Source organism: Thermoanaerobacterium sp. CMT5567-10 (assembly GCF_030534315.2).
GTDB lineage: Bacteria > Bacillota > Thermoanaerobacteria > Thermoanaerobacterales > Thermoanaerobacteraceae > Thermoanaerobacterium.
In genome coordinates, this window is record NZ_CP130558.2 from 1,641,660 (window position 1) to 1,657,900 (window position 16,241).

At 31.8% G+C, this 16,241-nt stretch carries 16 protein-coding genes, 1 pseudogene and 1 other annotated feature; of the genes and pseudogenes, 9 read left to right on the top strand and 8 right to left on the bottom strand.

Annotation, left to right across the window (positions count from 1 at the left end; all coding sequences use genetic code 11):
• Nucleotides 1-5 precede the first annotated feature (5 nt).
• Nucleotides 6-235: a binding site (T-box leader), on the bottom strand.
• A gap of 211 nt (nt 236-446) precedes the next feature.
• Nucleotides 447-881, top strand: a complete 435-nt coding sequence (locus tag Q2T46_RS08510) for a bacterioferritin (protein ID WP_303263359.1) — start codon at nt 447-449, stop codon at nt 879-881.
• Nucleotides 882-911: 30 nt separating this feature from the next.
• On the opposite strand, the pseudogene Q2T46_RS08515 reads toward Q2T46_RS08510, so the two are convergent.
• The 3 genes and pseudogenes from Q2T46_RS08515 to gyrB all read right to left on the bottom strand — a co-directional run.
• A pseudogene (locus Q2T46_RS08515) lies at nt 912-1,205 on the bottom strand (FMN-binding protein); the annotation flags it as partial.
• 90 nt (nt 1,206-1,295) lie between these two features.
• Entirely contained in the window at nt 1,296-3,713 is a 2,418-nt protein-coding gene (gene gyrA, locus Q2T46_RS08520) for a DNA gyrase subunit A (RefSeq protein WP_303265785.1), read from the bottom strand.
• A 43-nt stretch (nt 3,714-3,756) separates the two neighbouring features.
• Nucleotides 3,757-5,658, bottom strand: a complete 1,902-nt coding sequence (gyrB, locus tag Q2T46_RS08525; RefSeq protein WP_303263358.1) for a DNA topoisomerase (ATP-hydrolyzing) subunit B — start codon at nt 5,656-5,658, stop codon at nt 3,757-3,759.
• Between the two features lie 207 nt (nt 5,659-5,865).
• Between gyrB and Q2T46_RS08530 the strand changes: the two genes are divergently transcribed.
• Both Q2T46_RS08530 and Q2T46_RS08535 read left to right on the top strand, forming a co-directional pair.
• Nucleotides 5,866-7,227 (top strand): Mur ligase family protein, encoded by a 1,362-nt coding sequence (locus Q2T46_RS08530; protein ID WP_303263356.1) that lies wholly within the window; start codon nt 5,866-5,868, stop codon nt 7,225-7,227.
• Entirely contained in the window at nt 7,224-7,955 is a 732-nt protein-coding gene (locus Q2T46_RS08535) for a type 1 glutamine amidotransferase (RefSeq protein ID WP_303263355.1), read from the top strand. Before Q2T46_RS08530 ends, Q2T46_RS08535 begins: the two co-directional genes overlap by 4 nt.
• A 17-nt stretch (nt 7,956-7,972) precedes the next feature.
• On the opposite strand, the gene remB is transcribed toward Q2T46_RS08535, so the two are convergent.
• From remB to dnaA, 5 genes are all read right to left on the bottom strand, one after another.
• Nucleotides 7,973-8,230 (bottom strand): extracellular matrix regulator RemB, encoded by a 258-nt coding sequence (gene remB / locus Q2T46_RS08540; protein ID WP_303263354.1) that lies wholly within the window; start codon nt 8,228-8,230, stop codon nt 7,973-7,975.
• Nucleotides 8,231-8,240: 10 nt separating this feature from the next.
• Entirely contained in the window at nt 8,241-9,329 is a 1,089-nt protein-coding gene (recF, locus tag Q2T46_RS08545) for a DNA replication/repair protein RecF (protein WP_303263353.1), read from the bottom strand.
• A 58-nt stretch (nt 9,330-9,387) separates the two neighbouring features.
• Nucleotides 9,388-9,594, bottom strand: a complete 207-nt coding sequence (locus Q2T46_RS08550; RefSeq protein ID WP_303263352.1) for an RNA-binding S4 domain-containing protein — start codon at nt 9,592-9,594, stop codon at nt 9,388-9,390.
• A 21-nt stretch (nt 9,595-9,615) separates the two neighbouring features.
• The gene (dnaN, locus tag Q2T46_RS08555; RefSeq protein ID WP_303263350.1) at nt 9,616-10,728 is read right to left on the bottom strand and encodes a DNA polymerase III subunit beta; all 1,113 of its coding nucleotides are present in this window, start codon (nt 10,726-10,728) and stop codon (nt 9,616-9,618) included.
• A gap of 221 nt (nt 10,729-10,949) precedes the next feature.
• Nucleotides 10,950-12,281: a chromosomal replication initiator protein DnaA gene (gene dnaA / locus Q2T46_RS08560; protein WP_303263349.1), complete on the bottom strand. Its 1,332-nt coding sequence runs from the start codon at nt 12,279-12,281 to the stop codon at nt 10,950-10,952.
• A gap of 490 nt (nt 12,282-12,771) precedes the next feature.
• Here dnaA and rpmH point away from each other — a divergent pair, with 490 nt between their 5' ends.
• From rpmH to mnmE, 6 genes are all read left to right on the top strand, one after another.
• Nucleotides 12,772-12,906: a 50S ribosomal protein L34 gene (gene rpmH, locus Q2T46_RS08565; RefSeq protein ID WP_192403702.1), complete on the top strand. Its 135-nt coding sequence runs from the start codon at nt 12,772-12,774 to the stop codon at nt 12,904-12,906.
• Nucleotides 12,907-12,917: 11 nt separating this feature from the next.
• Nucleotides 12,918-13,292 carry a ribonuclease P protein component gene (rnpA, locus tag Q2T46_RS08570; protein ID WP_303263347.1) on the top strand — a complete coding sequence of 125 codons (375 nt, stop codon included), beginning with the start codon at nt 12,918-12,920 and terminating at the stop codon, nt 13,290-13,292.
• Entirely contained in the window at nt 13,292-13,501 is a 210-nt protein-coding gene (gene yidD, locus Q2T46_RS08575) for a membrane protein insertion efficiency factor YidD (protein WP_013299151.1), read from the top strand. The genes rnpA and yidD overlap by 1 nt, the downstream gene beginning before the upstream one ends.
• Before the next feature lie 15 nt (nt 13,502-13,516).
• On the top strand, nt 13,517-14,173 hold the full coding sequence (locus Q2T46_RS08580; RefSeq protein WP_209453921.1) for a YidC/Oxa1 family membrane protein insertase: 657 nt from the start codon (nt 13,517-13,519) through the stop codon (nt 14,171-14,173).
• Entirely contained in the window at nt 14,139-14,759 is a 621-nt protein-coding gene (gene jag, locus Q2T46_RS08585) for an RNA-binding cell elongation regulator Jag/EloR (protein ID WP_303263345.1), read from the top strand. Before Q2T46_RS08580 ends, jag begins: the two co-directional genes overlap by 35 nt.
• A 97-nt stretch (nt 14,760-14,856) precedes the next feature.
• Nucleotides 14,857-16,233, top strand: a complete 1,377-nt coding sequence (gene mnmE / locus Q2T46_RS08590) for a tRNA uridine-5-carboxymethylaminomethyl(34) synthesis GTPase MnmE (protein WP_303263343.1) — start codon at nt 14,857-14,859, stop codon at nt 16,231-16,233.
• Nucleotides 16,234-16,241: the final 8 nt, after the last annotated feature.

A 16,241-nucleotide genomic window follows, 5' to 3' on the forward strand; every position in this document is an offset into this window, starting at 1 on the left:
CCCATATTCAGGGCGAGGATTGCCTCGCGGTACCACCTGATTTCACATTTACCTCACGGTAAAATGCCTCAGCAAGTAATCATACTTTACCTTTAACGCAGGTCATACGGTTAAGCCTACTAAAGCTTCAACTTAACTACTCCGGAGCGATCTAATATATGTATTCGCACCGGTTTGCAGCAACCACCGGCTCTCTGTAGCTTATACATATACCCCTCTCCATCATCGCTTTTAAACTGATTAAATATTATTATAGGTGAAATTAATAGTTATTCTATCAGCTTATTTAAAATAAGTCAACTTAATTTTTTGTAAATTCTAAATAAATCATCGTTTACATTTATTAAAAAATTTTAATTTTTAAGGTAAAAAAATACCTTTTTTTAATTTTAATATTAGTAACACAATTTTTATATCAACATATGATTACATAGAGGTGAAATTATATGATAAATAAAAAAGAGCTGATTTCAAACTTAAACTCTGATTTAACAAAAGAATACGCAGCAATGATTCAATATATACAACATTCCAGCATGCTGCATGGTGCAGAATACGTAGAAGTGATAGATAAGATATTAGAACATGCAAAAGATGAACATGAACATGCAGTAATACTGACAGATATAATTCAATACCTTGGGGGAATTCCCACGGTGGAAGTTTACCCAAGACAAACATCTCTTGACAATCGTGAAATGCTGTATCAAGATTTAAATTATGAATATGATGCATTAAATGGATACAATCAAAGAATATCACAGGCAGAAAACCTTGGATTATTTGATATAGGACAAAAATTGAGAAATATAGCTTTAGAAGAAGAAAATCATATAATAGATCTTGAAAAAGCTCTAGGTATATTAAAAGTAGATCCATAAAAAAAATCCCTCCATGTGGAGGGATTTTTTTTATTTTTTAGCATCTTTTAATGCTTGCTCTGCTAATTCTTTAAATGTCTTTGATGATTCTATTGCACCTGCAACAGTATCGACTTTTGATGTATCTCGACTGTCTACTAACTCCTGCCGCAATTTTTCATCTACTTCTTTTGGAGTTATATTATTTTTAGCTTTCATCTTTGAAGCATAATCAGCATCGTCTCTTTTGAACTTACCATTTTTATCAACTTCATTATACAAAACATCTGTTATTTTTCCATCTTTTACAGTTATCTCGATCTGACCTTTATATCCATGTTCATCTTAGAAAAATTTTAACAGTTCATCACCATAACATATATTCGACATTAAGTAAAATTCCTTCTTTTGTTAAAATAATTTTTAACAAAATTTTTACTCTTCCTCATCATCATTGTCTATCTTTGCAGTTGAAACAACTCTATCACCATCATCGAGTTTCATCAGCGTAACTCCAGTCGTATCCCTGTGCATCTTAGATATATCAGCAATTTTCGTCCTTATGAGTATCCCATTAGCTGAAATTATCATAAGCTCATCTTTTTCACTTACAGACATTATTGAAACTAATTTTCCAGTTTTTTTTGTTATTTTTGTAGCTATTATTCCTTTTCCAGCCCTTGTCTGCAATCTGTATTCTTTCGCATCGCTTCTTTTTCCATAACCATTTTCAGTTACAACCAATATCTCACTGCCTTCGTCTATAAGATCCATCTCTACAACATAATCATCATCTCTAAGAGATATAGCTATAACACCTCTTGCCTGTCTTCCTACAGGTCTCAGATTATTTTCATGGAATCTAATGCAAAAACCATTAGCTGTACCTATAATAATTTCCTTATTACCATCCGTAAGCATAACATTTATAAGTTCATCACTATCGTCAAGCTTAATAGCTGTATTACCGCTTTTTTTAATTTTAGGAAAATCATCTATTTCTGTCTTTTTAATGATCCCCTTCTTTGTACACATGACTACATATCTTGCTTTAACGGAATTCCTTATTGGTATTACAGCATTTACTTTTTCATCTTGATCTATTTGAATTAGATTAACTATAGCCGTCCCTTTTGCTTGTCTTCCTGATTCAGGTATATCTATAGTTCTTAAGCTGTATACTTTTCCTTTATTTGTAAAAAACAAAAGCCTGTCATGAGTTGTTGTCGTAAAGACATTCTCTACAAAGTCGTCTTCTCTCGTGGATATACCCGATATACCTTTTCCTCCACGCTTCTGAGATTTATATGCGTCAAGCGGCATTCTCTTTATATAACCAAAATGCGTCATTGTTACAACAGCATCTTCCAGTTGAACTAAATCTTCAATATCCATTTCATCTTCTTTTGCTACTATATGAGTCTTTCTTTCCGATGAAAATTTATCTTTTATTTCTTTAAGTTCTTTTTTAATTATTTCCAGCACCTTTTTTTCATCAGCTAATATGCCTTTCAGTTCTCCGATTTTCCTATACAGTTCATTTAATTCATCTTCTACCTTTTGCCTTTCAAGGCCAGTTAAACGCCCCAATCTCATATCAACAATTGCCTGAGATTGTTTATCACTTAGCCCAAACTTCTCCATCAAGTTTTGCTTAGCTATAGGCTCTGTTTTAGAGCTTCGTATAACATTTATAACTTCATCTATATGATCTAACGCTATCTTCAGCCCTTCTAATATATGTGCTCTTTCTTCAGCTTTCTGAAGCTCAAACCTTGTCCTTCTTGTAATAACATCTACTTGATGGTCTACATACTTTTCTATGATCTGATTTAATGACAGTATCTTTGGAGCCCCATCTACAAGTGCCAACATTATGGCTCCAAATGTCTGCTGCATCTGAGTATGCATGTAAAGTTTATTTAGAACAACCTTTGGATTTACATCTCTCTTTAATTCGATGACAACTCTCATTCCATTTCTATCGGATTCATCTCTTAAATCAGATATACCTTCGATATGTTTATCTCTCACTAGCTCTGCTATCTTTTCAACCAGTTTTGATTTTATTACCATATAAGGTACTTCCGTAATTACAATTCTATTTCTGCCATTATGCTCCTCTATTTCTGCTTTTGCTCTAACTATTATTTTGCCTCTACCTGTTTTATACGTATCCTTTATACCATCTTTTCCAACAATAAGGCCTCCTGTTGGAAAGTCAGGTCCTTTAATATATTTCATAAGCTCATCTGTAGTGATGTAAGGATTGTCTATATAAGCTATTATACCATCTATGACTTCACCTAAATTATGGGGAGGAATATTAGTTGCCATGCCAACAGCTATACCTTGTGATCCATTTACCAATAGGTTAGGAAACCTTGATGGTAGTACAACAGGCTCTTTGAAATTTTCATCAAAGTTTGGAACAAAATCAACAGTTTCTTTATTGATATCAGTAAGCATCTCTATCGCTATCTTCGACAGCCTTGCCTCTGTGTACCTCATAGCAGCAGCCGGATCTCCGTCGATGCTTCCAAAGTTTCCATGGCCATCAACTAATGGCTCCCTCATGGAAAAATCTTGTGCCATTCTTACCATCGCATCATAAACAGCTACATCACCATGTGGATGGTATTTTCCTAAAACTTCTCCAACGACAGATACACTTTTTTTATACGGTTTATCAGGCGTTAATCCAAGCCCATTCATAGCATAAAGAATTCTCCTGTGAACAGGCTTTAATCCATCCCTGACATCAGGCAAAGCCCTGCTTACAATGACGCTCATAGCGTAATCAATAAATGATTTTTTCATTTCATCTTCAACATCTACAGGTATAACTCTCATTTCTTCATTATTTGTATTATTATCACTCACTTAAAACACCTGCCTATATATCAAGATTTCTAACTGTTTTTGCGTATTTTTCAATAAATTCTCGCCTTGGCTCTACTTTGTCACCCATCAAGATTGTAAATATTTCGTCTGCAGCAATTGCATCATCAAGGCTTACTTTAAGCATTGTCCTCTTTTCAGGATCCATTGTAGTATCCCAAAGCTGCTCAGCATCCATTTCGCCAAGACCTTTGTATCTCTGTACATTGTAATTTTCCCTTCCAATTTCTTTTAAAATATTGTCAAGTTCTTTATCAGAATAAGCATAATAAACTTTTTTATTCTTTTCTATTTTGTAAAGGGGCGGTTGTGCTATATATACATTTCCATTCTCTATTAATGGTCTCATAAATCTGTAGAAAAATGTAAGAAGTAAAGTTCTTATATGGCTACCGTCTACATCAGCATCTGTCATAATCACAACTTTGTGATATCTAAGCTTCGAAATATCAAAATCACTTCCTATACCGGTACCTAAAGCGGTTATCATCGCTTTTATCTCATCGCTTGATAAAATTCTATCAAGTCTTGCCTTTTCAACATTTAAAATCTTACCTCTAAGAGGAAGTATTGCTTGATATCTGCTATCTCTTCCCATCTTTGCAGAACCACCTGCAGAATCACCCTCTACAAGGTAAAGCTCACACTTTGATGCATCTTTTTCTGAACAATCTGCTAATTTACCAGGAAGTGAAGTAGATTCCAGTGCTGACTTTCTCCTTGTAAGTTCTCTAGCCTTTCTAGCAGCTTCTCTAGCCCTAGCAGCAGATGTAGCTTTCTCAAGAATTACCTTCGATAAAGAAGGATTTTCCTCCATAAATGCTGCGAGTTTTTCTGTTACAACAGAATCCACTATTGAACGCATTTCAGAATTACCTAATTTAGTCTTTGTCTGCCCTTCAAACTGTGGATTCATAAGTTTTACGCTTATGATAGCCGTTAATCCTTCCCTGACATCTTCACCTTGCAAGTTTTTGTCATTATCCTTTATGAAATTAAATTTTCTAGCATAATCATTTATAACTTTTGTTAAAGCTGCTTTAAAACCTACTAGATGAGTACCGCCTTCTCTGGTATCAATATTATTGGCAAAGCTAAATATATTTTCTGTATATGAATCATTATACTGCATCGCAACTTCTACTTCATAAGTATCACTTTTACTTTCCATGTAAATAGGCTCAGGATGTAGCACTTCTTTATTTCTGTTTAAATATTTAACAAATTCTACTATACCACCTTCATAATGGAATACGTCTTCCTTTCCATCTCTCTCATCCATAAGCCTAATTCTTACGCCTTTATTTAAAAACGATAATTCCCTTAATCTTTGAGATAATACATCATAATCGTATTCCAGGGTCTCAAAAATTTCATCATCAGGCTTAAATCTTATCATCGTACCGGTTTCATCCGTGTCACCAATGATCTTAAGTTCTGATTTAGGAACTCCTCTTTCATATTTTTGTTCATACACTTTGCCGTTTTGCTTAACAATAACTTCTAATTCTTTAGATAGAGCATTTACAACTGATAATCCAACACCATGAAGTCCACCAGAAACTTTATACACATCGTTATTAAACTTACCACCCGCATGAAGCACAGTAAGTGCCACTTCAACACCTGATTTACCAGTCTGTGGATGTACATCTGTAGGTATACCTCTTCCATCATCTATAACTGACACAGAATTATCTTTATGAATTATAACATCGATATTTTTACAATATCCGGCTAATGCCTCATCAATGCTGTTATCTACTATTTCATATACAAGATGGTGAAGTCCTCTGCTACTGGTACTTCCTATATACATTCCAGGTCGTTTTCTAACAGCCTCAAGACCTTCTAAAATTTGAATTTGACTTGCACCATATGTTTCATCTTTTGCCATATTCATACCTCCGTACTAAATTCCAATAGTTTTATTGTATCATTTTTTTGATTTTTATACAAGGAAACACAGTATTAGGCAAATTTATGCAAATTTATAATGAATAATTTATCATCAAATGAAATATTTTTATTTTATAAATACACGATTTTATAATATACTTAAAATATAATAAAATAAGAGCGTTATTATCAAGGTGGTGTTAAATTGGATTTACTCGGTGTTGTCTTTGGTAAAATTGTCATATTAGGTTGCAAATTAACTGGAAAAAACGGTACATCACTACCAGGAAAACTTGCACTTAAAATAAGTCCTAACCTAATAAAAGATATTGTAAAAGGTGTAAAGAATGAAAAAGTCGTTGTAACAGGAACAAATGGAAAAACGACAACATCAGGACTTATCGCAGAAATATTAAAATCATCAGGTAAAAAAGTTGTACACAACAGGGAAGGCGCAAACATGTTAAGCGGTATTGCTACAGTACTGATAAAAAACAGCGACTTTTTTGGAAACATAAAAAAAGACACAGGTGTATTCGAAGTCGATGAAGCAAACATGCCTCTTGTTTTGAATGATATTAATCCAAAGATAGTCGTAGTTACAAACTTTTTTAGAGACCAGCTTGATAGATATGGAGAGCTGGACATCACAATAAAAAAGGTTAAAGAATCTTTAAATAGACTTCCTAAAGATTCAATACTTCTTTTAAATGCAGATGAACCTTTCACTGCTTCACTAGGTGATGATTTAAATTTAAATGTCATGTACTATGGAATTTTAGACAAGCTAAACTACGGATATAGCCTTTCACCAGCATTTGAACAAAAGTACTGTCCTGTATGCGGCGGTAAATACGTGTACAAAGATGTTTTTTACGGACAATTGGGAGATTACTATTGCCCAAAATGCGGCAAATCAAGACCTGACTTAGACTTTGGTGCACTAGATATCAAACTTACCGAAGATGGCATATCATTTAAAATTAAGTACAAAGATAAAATAATAAACATAGAAAGCCATCTCACTGGAGCTTATAATGTATACAATGTAATGTCATCTGTAGCCACAAATATACTTTTAGGAACTCCTTTAAGCTATATACAAGCCGGATTAAACAATTATAGGCCTATTGCAGGAAGATTGCAGACAACATACTTAAAAGGCAAAAAAGCCATAATAAACCTTATTAAAAACCCAATAGGCTTTGACAGCACTTTAAACATGCTAAGAGAAATAAACAAACCCTTAAACCTCCTAATTGCCATAAATGACAATTACGCTGACGGCAGAGATGTATCATGGCTTTGGGATGTGGATATGGAGAACTTTGTATCACATGCAAAAATAAATCATGTGGTGACATCAGGGTTAAGAGCAGAAGACATGGCATTGAGGCTAAAATACGCTGGTATAGACCCAAAAAGGATAAAAATTATCAATTCCATAGAAAATGCCCTTGATTACATCCCAACTGTTACAAATGAAGAATTGATAGCAGTACTGCCTAATTATACATCACTGCATGAGGTAAATAGTTATATGAAGTCAAGAGGTGTCAAAGTATGAAATTAATAATTGGACATATGTACCCTGATTTATTAAATCTTTACGGTGATAGAGGAAACATAATAACCCTTAAAAAAAGATGTGAATGGAGAGGAATAGACGCTGAAATAAAGTCTATAACTATCGATACAAATACAAATTTTACAGACATCGACATATTATTTTTAGGTGGAGGTTCTGACAGAGAACAAAAAATAGTCAGCGATGATTTAACACTAAAAAGGGCAAAAAATTTAAAGTCCGCTATTGAGGATGGTTTGACTCTGCTCAGTATATGCGGTGGATATCAATTGCTGGGTAAATATTATTTATCATCAGATGGAAATAAACTCCCCGGCATAGGTGCATTAGACATATACACTGTGGCAGGAAACAAAAGAATGATTGACAACATAATAATAGAGTCAACCATTGATGGCAAAACATTCAAAATGGTTGGTTTTGAAAATCACTCTGGAAAAACATTTCTACAAAATGTAAAACCATTAGGAAGAGTCATATATGGAAATGGAAATAATGGTGAAGACGGCATGGAAGGTGCTGTATATAAGAATACCTTCGGGACATATCTTCATGGACCTGTATTACCTAAAAACCCTGAATTTACAGATATGTTGATAAAAAAAGCACTGGACAGAAAATACGGAAAAAATCAACTAGAACCTTTAGATGACTCTTTTGAACATCTAACGCAAAATGCCATAATAAAAAGATTTGCAAAAAAATAGAGGATAACCTCTATTTTTTATTCTTCATATTTTAAAGCTCTTTTTATTATTGTATATGATGAAATTGGCGATAAGTATATTATGCTTTTGTTGTCTCTCTCAGTAACCACAAAAGACTTTAAATTATCCTTTGATATCTTCACAATAAACCCTTCTTCTTCAGCTATTCTCAAAAATTCACAAGTATCTTTCGACATCTGTTTGACATCAATATTAAAAACCGCTATTATTTCGTTGTCAGGTACAACAACATTACCACCTAAATGAACGTACATAATTTCCTCCTTAATCAGGCATTATTACTCCATCTGAAATTAAAAAGTATTTGTCACCTTTTATATCATCTTTTTCTGTATGTGTTATAAATGTCTGGCAACCACTAATTTTATTTAAAATATATCTTCTTCTATTTAAATCCAGTTCTGACATTACATCATCAAGTAAAAGTATTGGATTTTCATGGTTCTCAGACTTTATCATTTCATGTTCAGCTAGTTTAAGACATAAAGCAATTGTCCTCTGCTGTCCCTGCGATGCATAAATTCTGGAATCATGACCATTTACATATATTTTAATATCATCTCTATGAGGCCCGTATTTAGTATCGCCATATTTTATATCTATATCTCTATTTAATTTCAACTTATTGCTTAGTGATTCTTTTATGTACTTTATATCATCAATTTTATCCATAACATTGTTCCAGTAGCAAATCTCAACTTCTTCATTTGATATATCATGCAATATCTTTTTCACAATTAAATTAAGATTATTGACGTACTGTTTCCTGTACATCATGATTTTAGACCCAAAAATTGAAAGCTGTTCATCCATTATATCCAGAAGCTTTAAATTTTCACTTTTAAATTTTATATCTTTTAATACTTTGTTTCTATTTGCTAAAACTTTGTTGTACTGTATAATATCGTAAAGGTAATTTCTTTTAATCATTGATATAGATGCGTCCATGTACCGTCTTCTTATAAAAGGACTACCTTTTACAATGTTTAAATCGTCTGGAGAAAAAATTGTTGTAAGTATAACTCCAATAAGCTCTGAAATACTTTTTATCTTATTGTTGTTCACTTTAAAAAATCTGTTTTGATTCAATTTATAACCTGTTTCAATTGTTATTTCTTCATTGTCTATATCAAATATACCTTTCATATAATAGTAATCACTGTTAAAGTTTACCATGTCCTTGTTTTTGCTATTTCTGAACGATTTGCCAATGCTTAAGATCCTTATACATTCTAAAAGATTACTTTTACCTTGTGCATTTGTTCCATATATTACATTAGTTCCAGCAGAGAATGTTACCTTTTGATGCTTTAAGTTCTTAAAATTGTCAATTGTAAGCTCTTTCAAATACACTTATTCCTTATCCTTTCGTTATATGGAAAATAACATAATCTTAATACATTGTAATATATTACAAAATTATAAATTCATGGTCATTAACAACTACAATATCACCACTGCGCAACTTCTTGCCTCTTTTAAGTTCAATATTGCCGTTTACTTTTACAAGCCCATTTAATATCATCTGTTTACCTTTACCACCAGTTTCTGCAATACCTACATACTTCAAAAATTGATCAAGTGTAATATAATCCGTGTTAATTTTTACCTCTTTCATAATATCTAATCCTTTCAATTACTAACCATTTAATTTTACAGGCAACACCATGTATAAATAATCATCATCTTCTACAGGAGTTATTATCATAGGGTTAATGCTGTTTATCATATTCATTTTAATTTTTTCAGAATCAATCACCCTCAATGCTTCTAGTAGATACCTGGAGTTAAATGCGATCTCTATCAGATTTCCTTCAATATCAATATTCACTCGTTCAGACATCTTTCCCTTTTCTGAATTTGACGATATAATAAGTTCCCTTTCATTAAAAGTGAACTTTATCAAATTGCTTTTATTTGAAGCTAATAGCGATGCCCTATCTATGGCACCTATTAAATCATCTTTTTTGATAATGACTATCGACTTAAAGTCTTTTGGAATGACTGCCTTATAATTCATATAATTCCCATCCAGAAGCTTTGATATAACTTTTGTATCATTAATTTCAAATAAAATCTGATTACCTGTAAAAGACACATACACATTATCATCATTATCTTCCATTATCCTAACAAGCTCATTTGCAGTCGTACCCGGTATGACAACACTAAAGTCGTCAAATCCTTTTAACAAAAGATCTTCTGATATATATTTTTTTATTGCCATACGGTATCCATCTAGTGCTACCATATTTATCGTATTTTTGCTTATCTCCATTAGTATTCCTGTTAAAACAGGTCTTGTCATATCTTGTGCAACACAAAATGAAGTCATTTTAATCATTTCTTTTAAAACATTTTGATTTATACTAAAAGTTATTTCTTTTAAAACTTCCGGTATATCAGGAAATTCTTCTGATGAATTACCTGATATTGTAAATTCTGATAATCCGCACTTTATATTCACTACGTAATCTTGGTCAGTTGTAAAGTAAATGGTATCTTCTGGAAGTTTTCTTACGAGATCAGAGAAAACTTTCGATGACACGACAATACTTCCCTCTTCGACAATTTCAGCATCAACTTTACATTCAATACCTATTTCCATATCTGTTGAATACATGACTAATTTATTGTCTTTTGCAGTTAAAAGTATTCCTTGGAGAATAGGCAGGGTGGTACGGGGGGTTACCCCCTTTATAACTTTATTTACCGCATTTAATAATGAAATTTTATCGCAAGAAAATTTCATAAAGTTTTCGCTCCTTTTAAGCATATTTTATAGAAATAAGAATATATATAAAAATAGTAGTAGTAATAATAGAGCTTGTTAATATGTGAAAAAGTATTTTAATATGCGTAGCGATAAGCTTCGACATTTGTTAATAAATTTGTTTAAACAGTGGAAAATTATTAACAATATCAACAAGCTCAAAAAAATAATGTTATTAACAGTTTATTAACGTGGATATGTTAAAATCCTTTTATTCGTTTTTTAAGTTCTTCTATCTGTTTATTTAATGACTCATCTTCTTTAATGTCGTTTGAAATTTTATCGTACGCATGTATTACCGTAGTATGATCTTTACCGAATTCTTCACCTATCTTTGGTAATGACAAATCAGTCATTTCACGAGCTAAGTACATTGCAATCTGCCTTGGGAATGCTATTGTCTTCGTTCTTTTTTTCGATATAAAATCCTCATATTTTATGTTGTAATATTTACATACTTCTTCTTGTATCAGTTTAACCGTTATTTTTCTAACTTTGTTTGATATTATGTCTTTTAGTGCATCTTTTGCAAGATCAAGATCGATATTTGCCTTTGTAAGTGATGAAAAGGCAACAATTCTTATTAGTGCACCTTCTAATTCTCTTATATTAGAAGGAATTTTTTCTGCTATATATATAAGTACATCATCAGGTATATTTAAGTTTTCATTTTGCGCTTTTTTCTTTAAGATAGCTATCCTTGTTTCAAAGTCTGGCGGCTGAATATCTGCTATGAGTCCCCATTCAAATCGAGATCTTAGCCTGTCTTCAAGTGTTGGTATCTCTTTTGGAGGTCTATCACTTGAAACTATGATCTGTTTATTTGCTTCATATAATGTATTGAATGTGTGGAAGAATTCCTCCTGTGTCCTTTCTTTTTTAGCGATGAATTGTATATCATCAATCAGAAGGATATCCATACTTCTATATTTATTTCTAAATTCTTCGTTTTTGTCATCTTTTATAGAGTTAACTAGTTCATTTGTAAATGTCTCAGATGTAACATACATTATTTTTGTATTGCTGTTGTGCTCTAGTACGAAATGGCCTATTGCATGCATTAAATGTGTTTTGCCAAGGCCAACCCCCCCATATATAAATAATGGATTATATGCCCTTGCAGGTGATTGAGCTACGGCTAAACATGCAGCATGAGCCAGTTTGTTGCTGTTTCCAACCACAAATGTGTCAAATGTATATTTAGGATTCAGCATAGTAGAAACAATTTTGTCTTTGTCGTTTTTATACTGGACTGTTTCCTTTATCTTTTTATACTCTTCTTCATCTTCGGAGACTATTTTTATTTCTATGTTTTTATTAGTAATAGATTTTGCCGCATCGTATATTACGTTTAAGTATCTTCCGTTTATTATGTTTTTGGTAAATACATTGACAGTTGATAGTACCAGTATATTGTCTAAAAGAGCAACTGGCTTTAAATGGACAAGCCAAGTTGTATAACTGGTAGACGTCAACTCACTTTTTAATTTTTCAAATATTGCATCCCACAATGTGTAACAATCTTCATACATTTTGTGACCTCCTACAAATATAAACAAGCTGTTGATAAAAATTAGTTTATTTATGTTTATATCGGATAAATGTTGATAAAATTTGTTTAAAAGGAAAAAAAAATATCAACAATGTATCATTGTTTTTTAGTTATAAATATACTGTGTATAAAGTTTTGTTTATAAAAATTTATCTAAAAAGGCTTAAAAAACCTTGAATATAATTTTAATACATAAGAAAAAAATGAAAAAATAACAAGTTATTCACAGATTTATACACAACCTGTGAATAACTAAATATCTATATGAATAAATTTATTTACTTATTAACAACTTCGATTATATGATATCAAATTATTAACACATTATCAATAAAAAAATAAAATTTATCAACAACGTATGAATAAAACTTTTTAATATGTTAATAACATTAATGGATTAATTTATTGACATGCAAATAAATAAACGATATAATCTTATTAGCATTTTTAAGGTTTTAGGAGGTGTAGTAGTGCTACGTACACATCAGCCAAAAGTAAGGCATAGAAAAAAGGAACATGGATTTAGAAAAAGGATGTCTACTAAAAATGGACGTGATGTTTTAAGAAGAAGAAGGAGAAAGGGTAGACATAGGTTGACAGCATAAGGAAGGCCTTAATGAGGCCTTTTTTGCAATCGGAGGTTTATATATATGATATGATTAAGATAAAGCGAAGTAGTGATTTTAAAAATGTTTATAGATATGGTAAATCTATTTCAAATCAGTACATTGTGATGTATTACTTAGAAAATAATTTAGGAATCAATAGAGTTGGTTTTTCAGTAAGCAAAAAAGTAGGTAAAAGCGTAATTAGAAACCGTTATAAGAGATTGTTATATGAAAATTTTAGGTTATTGGATCGTGATTTATTTAAAGGATATGACATTATTTTTATTGCAAGAAATAAGATTGTTGAGGCAGATTTCCATATGGTAGGAAATGCTATGAGGAGACTGTTAACAAAATCTTCTCTTTATATGGTGAATAGATAATGAAATACATTTTTATATATTTAATACGATTCTATCAGAAATTTATATCTCCTATGAAGCCAAAATCGTGTAGATTTTATCCGACTTGTTCTCAATACGCTATAGACGCTATAAAGAAGTATGGTGTTTTAAAAGGTGGTATTATGGCTTTGTGGAGGATATTAAGATGCAATCCATTCAATCCAGGTGGATATGATCCTGTAAAATAGCTTAGGAGGTTTAAAATGGCAGCAATTGGTATGTATCTTGGCCAGTTACTAAAGTTTATATATGATTTTGTTGGAAATTATGGTGTTGCTATAATTATTTTTACGATTTTAATTAGAATTGTTCTTTTGCCTTTTTACGTTCAACAGATGGGAACAATGAAAAAGATGAAAGAGATAAATCCTTTAGTGGAAGATTTAAAGAAAAAATATGCAAAGGATCCCCAAAAGTTAAATGAGGAAATGATGAAGCTTTATAAAGAGAAAAATGTTAATCCTATGAGTGGTTGTCTACCGATGCTGTTGCCGCTTATAATACTTTGGCCGCTTTTTGCTATGCTTAGGAATTATCCGGCATTTAGTACTGCATCATTTTTATGGCTAAAAAGCTTAGCTGATAAGGATCCCTACTTTATATTGCCAATATTGTCTGGTATTACGACGTATATTTCTTCTGCGATGATACAGACAGATAACAGCCAAAAATCAATGAATCTTATCATGTCAGCTTTTATGATTTGGATAACTGTTTCTTTACCGGCAGGTGTAGGAATATATTGGGTGACAAGCAACATTTTTCAGATAGCTCAGCAATATTTCTTCTTAAGACCTACCGAATCAATGAAGGGAGAGTCTTCAAATGAGGGAAATAATAAAAACAGGAAAAACAGTTGAAGAGGCTATCAATGCCGGACTTATAGAGCTAGGTGTTTCTAGAGATATGGTTGATATAGAAGTAATAGATGAAGGCAGTAAAGGATTTCTGGGCTTACTAGGAAAACAAGCTATAGTTAAGATTATTGTTAAGGATGTTGTAAAGGAAAATGTCAAAAAATTTTTAGATGGAATAATCAAGTTGATTGGAATAAATGTAGAATATGATATTGATGAGAAAGACAATAGCTTATTGGTGAATTTGAAAGGAAATGGAGTTGGACTTCTAATAGGATATAGAGGTGAAACATTGGATTCTCTTCAATATTTGACTTCGTTGGTAGCTAATAAAAAAAATATTGAAGGTATACACAAGAGAATTTTGTTAGATGCGGAAAATTATCGTGCAAAGAGAGAGAAGATACTGATAAATTTGGCAAATAAAATAGCAAAAAAAGTCAAGCAAGAAAATAGGAGCATTACATTAGAGCCGATGAATGCAAATGAGAGAAGGATAATTCATCTAGCTTTGCAGGATGATCCTGATATAGAAACATTTAGTGAAGGCGATGAGCCAAATAGGAGAGTTACAATATCTTTGAAGTAGATACCCAGGACAAGGGTATTTTTTCTTTTACCATATTGTAAAATAATGATTAGTGATATATTATCATATTTAAGATTGGAAAGTTTGGTGGTTTGAAATGATAGATGATACGATTGCAGCAATATCTACTGCTGTTGGTGAAGCAGGTATTTCGATTATAAGAATAAGTGGCAGTGATGCTATAAAAATAGTTTCTGGCATATTCAAATCTAAAAGAAATATAGATTTAAAAGCTGTGAGAAGCCATACTGTGCATTATGGTTTTATTTACGATAGCGAATCTAATGAAGTATACGATGAAGTGCTTGTTAATGTGATGAAGAGTCCACATACTTACACAAAAGAGGATATTGTAGAGATAAATTGTCATGGTGGTTATGTACCTGCCAAGAGGATTTTAGAATTGGTTTTAAAAAATGGAGCAAGACTTGCTGAACCCGGTGAATTTACAAAGAGAGCTTTTATAAATGGAAGAATTGATATGTCACAGGCGGAAGCGGTTATAGATATAATAAGGTCAAAGACGGCACTTTCAAATAAATACGCTGTAATGCAGTTAAGTGGCAGTGTTAAGGATAAAATAAATGAAATAAAGAACGACTTAGTTGCACTCATTGCACATATATTTGCATTGATGGACTTTCCTGATGAAGATGTAGAGATATTCAATGATAGTGAATTGATAGATGGAATTAAAAATGCAATTAGAAAAATTGATGAATTATTAGATTCATCAGAAAAAGGAAGGATAATAAGAGAAGGACTTAATACAGCCATAATTGGTAAGCCTAATGTAGGCAAGTCTTCGCTGTTAAATACACTTTTAAATGAAAATAGAGCAATTGTAACTGATATACCTGGTACGACTAGGGATATAATAGAGGAGTATTTGAATATAAAGGGAATACCGATAAAGCTTATTGATACAGCAGGTATCAGAGATACTGATGAATTAGTAGAGAAAATTGGTGTAGAAAGAAGTATGGAAGCAATTAATAAGGCAGACCTTATTATTTTTGTTTTTGACAATTCAAGACCTTTGGAGAAGGAAGATTATGAAATACTGAGGATGATTGATGATAAGAATGTTTTGTATGTTTTAAATAAAATCGATTTGCCATCTATGATAGACTTGAATGAAATCAGAAGAATTTCAAATGAAAAGTATATAAGTTTATCATCTGTTACAAAAGAAGGGTTTGATATTCTGGAAAATACTGTATACAGTATGGTGATGGAGAATGGACTATCAAACAATGAATTTCTTTTAACCAATATGAGGCATAAAGACGCTTTATTAAAAGCTAAAGAAAATTTAATGTCTTGTCTTAATACAATAGAAAGCGGTTTGACAGAGGATTTTGTATCTATAGATTTAAATGCTGCTATTGATAATCTTGGTTTGATAACCGGTGAAACTGCTAATGAAGATTTGATAAATGAAATTTTCGAAAGATTTTGTGTTGGAAAGTAGGTGCTTAA

What these genes read in the sequence shown, in the direction of transcription:
- gyrB (WP_303263358.1), bottom strand. Translation starts at nt 5,658, where the DNA reads ATGGCAAAAGATGAAACATATGGTGCAAGTCAAATTCAAATTTTAGAA.
- yidD (WP_013299151.1), top strand. Translation starts at nt 13,292, where the DNA reads ATGAAATACATTTTTATATATTTAATACGATTCTATCAGAAATTTATA.
- Q2T46_RS08535 (WP_303263355.1), top strand. Translation starts at nt 7,224, where the DNA reads ATGAAATTAATAATTGGACATATGTACCCTGATTTATTAAATCTTTAC.
- Q2T46_RS08580 (WP_209453921.1), top strand. Translation starts at nt 13,517, where the DNA reads ATGGCAGCAATTGGTATGTATCTTGGCCAGTTACTAAAGTTTATATAT.
- Q2T46_RS08510 (WP_303263359.1), top strand. Translation starts at nt 447, where the DNA reads ATGATAAATAAAAAAGAGCTGATTTCAAACTTAAACTCTGATTTAACA.
- mnmE (WP_303263343.1), top strand. Translation starts at nt 14,857, where the DNA reads ATGATAGATGATACGATTGCAGCAATATCTACTGCTGTTGGTGAAGCA.
- rnpA (WP_303263347.1), top strand. Translation starts at nt 12,918, where the DNA reads ATGAGGCCTTTTTTGCAATCGGAGGTTTATATATATGATATGATTAAG.
- jag (WP_303263345.1), top strand. Translation starts at nt 14,139, where the DNA reads ATGAGGGAAATAATAAAAACAGGAAAAACAGTTGAAGAGGCTATCAAT.
- gyrA (WP_303265785.1), bottom strand. Translation starts at nt 3,713, where the DNA reads ATGAGAGTTATACCTGTAGATGTTGAAGATGAAATGAAAAAATCATTT.
- dnaN (WP_303263350.1), bottom strand. Translation starts at nt 10,728, where the DNA reads ATGAAATTTTCTTGCGATAAAATTTCATTATTAAATGCGGTAAATAAA.
- dnaA (WP_303263349.1), bottom strand. Translation starts at nt 12,281, where the DNA reads ATGTATGAAGATTGTTACACATTGTGGGATGCAATATTTGAAAAATTA.
- Q2T46_RS08550 (WP_303263352.1), bottom strand. Translation starts at nt 9,594, where the DNA reads ATGAAAGAGGTAAAAATTAACACGGATTATATTACACTTGATCAATTT.
- remB (WP_303263354.1), bottom strand. Translation starts at nt 8,230, where the DNA reads ATGTACGTTCATTTAGGTGGTAATGTTGTTGTACCTGACAACGAAATA.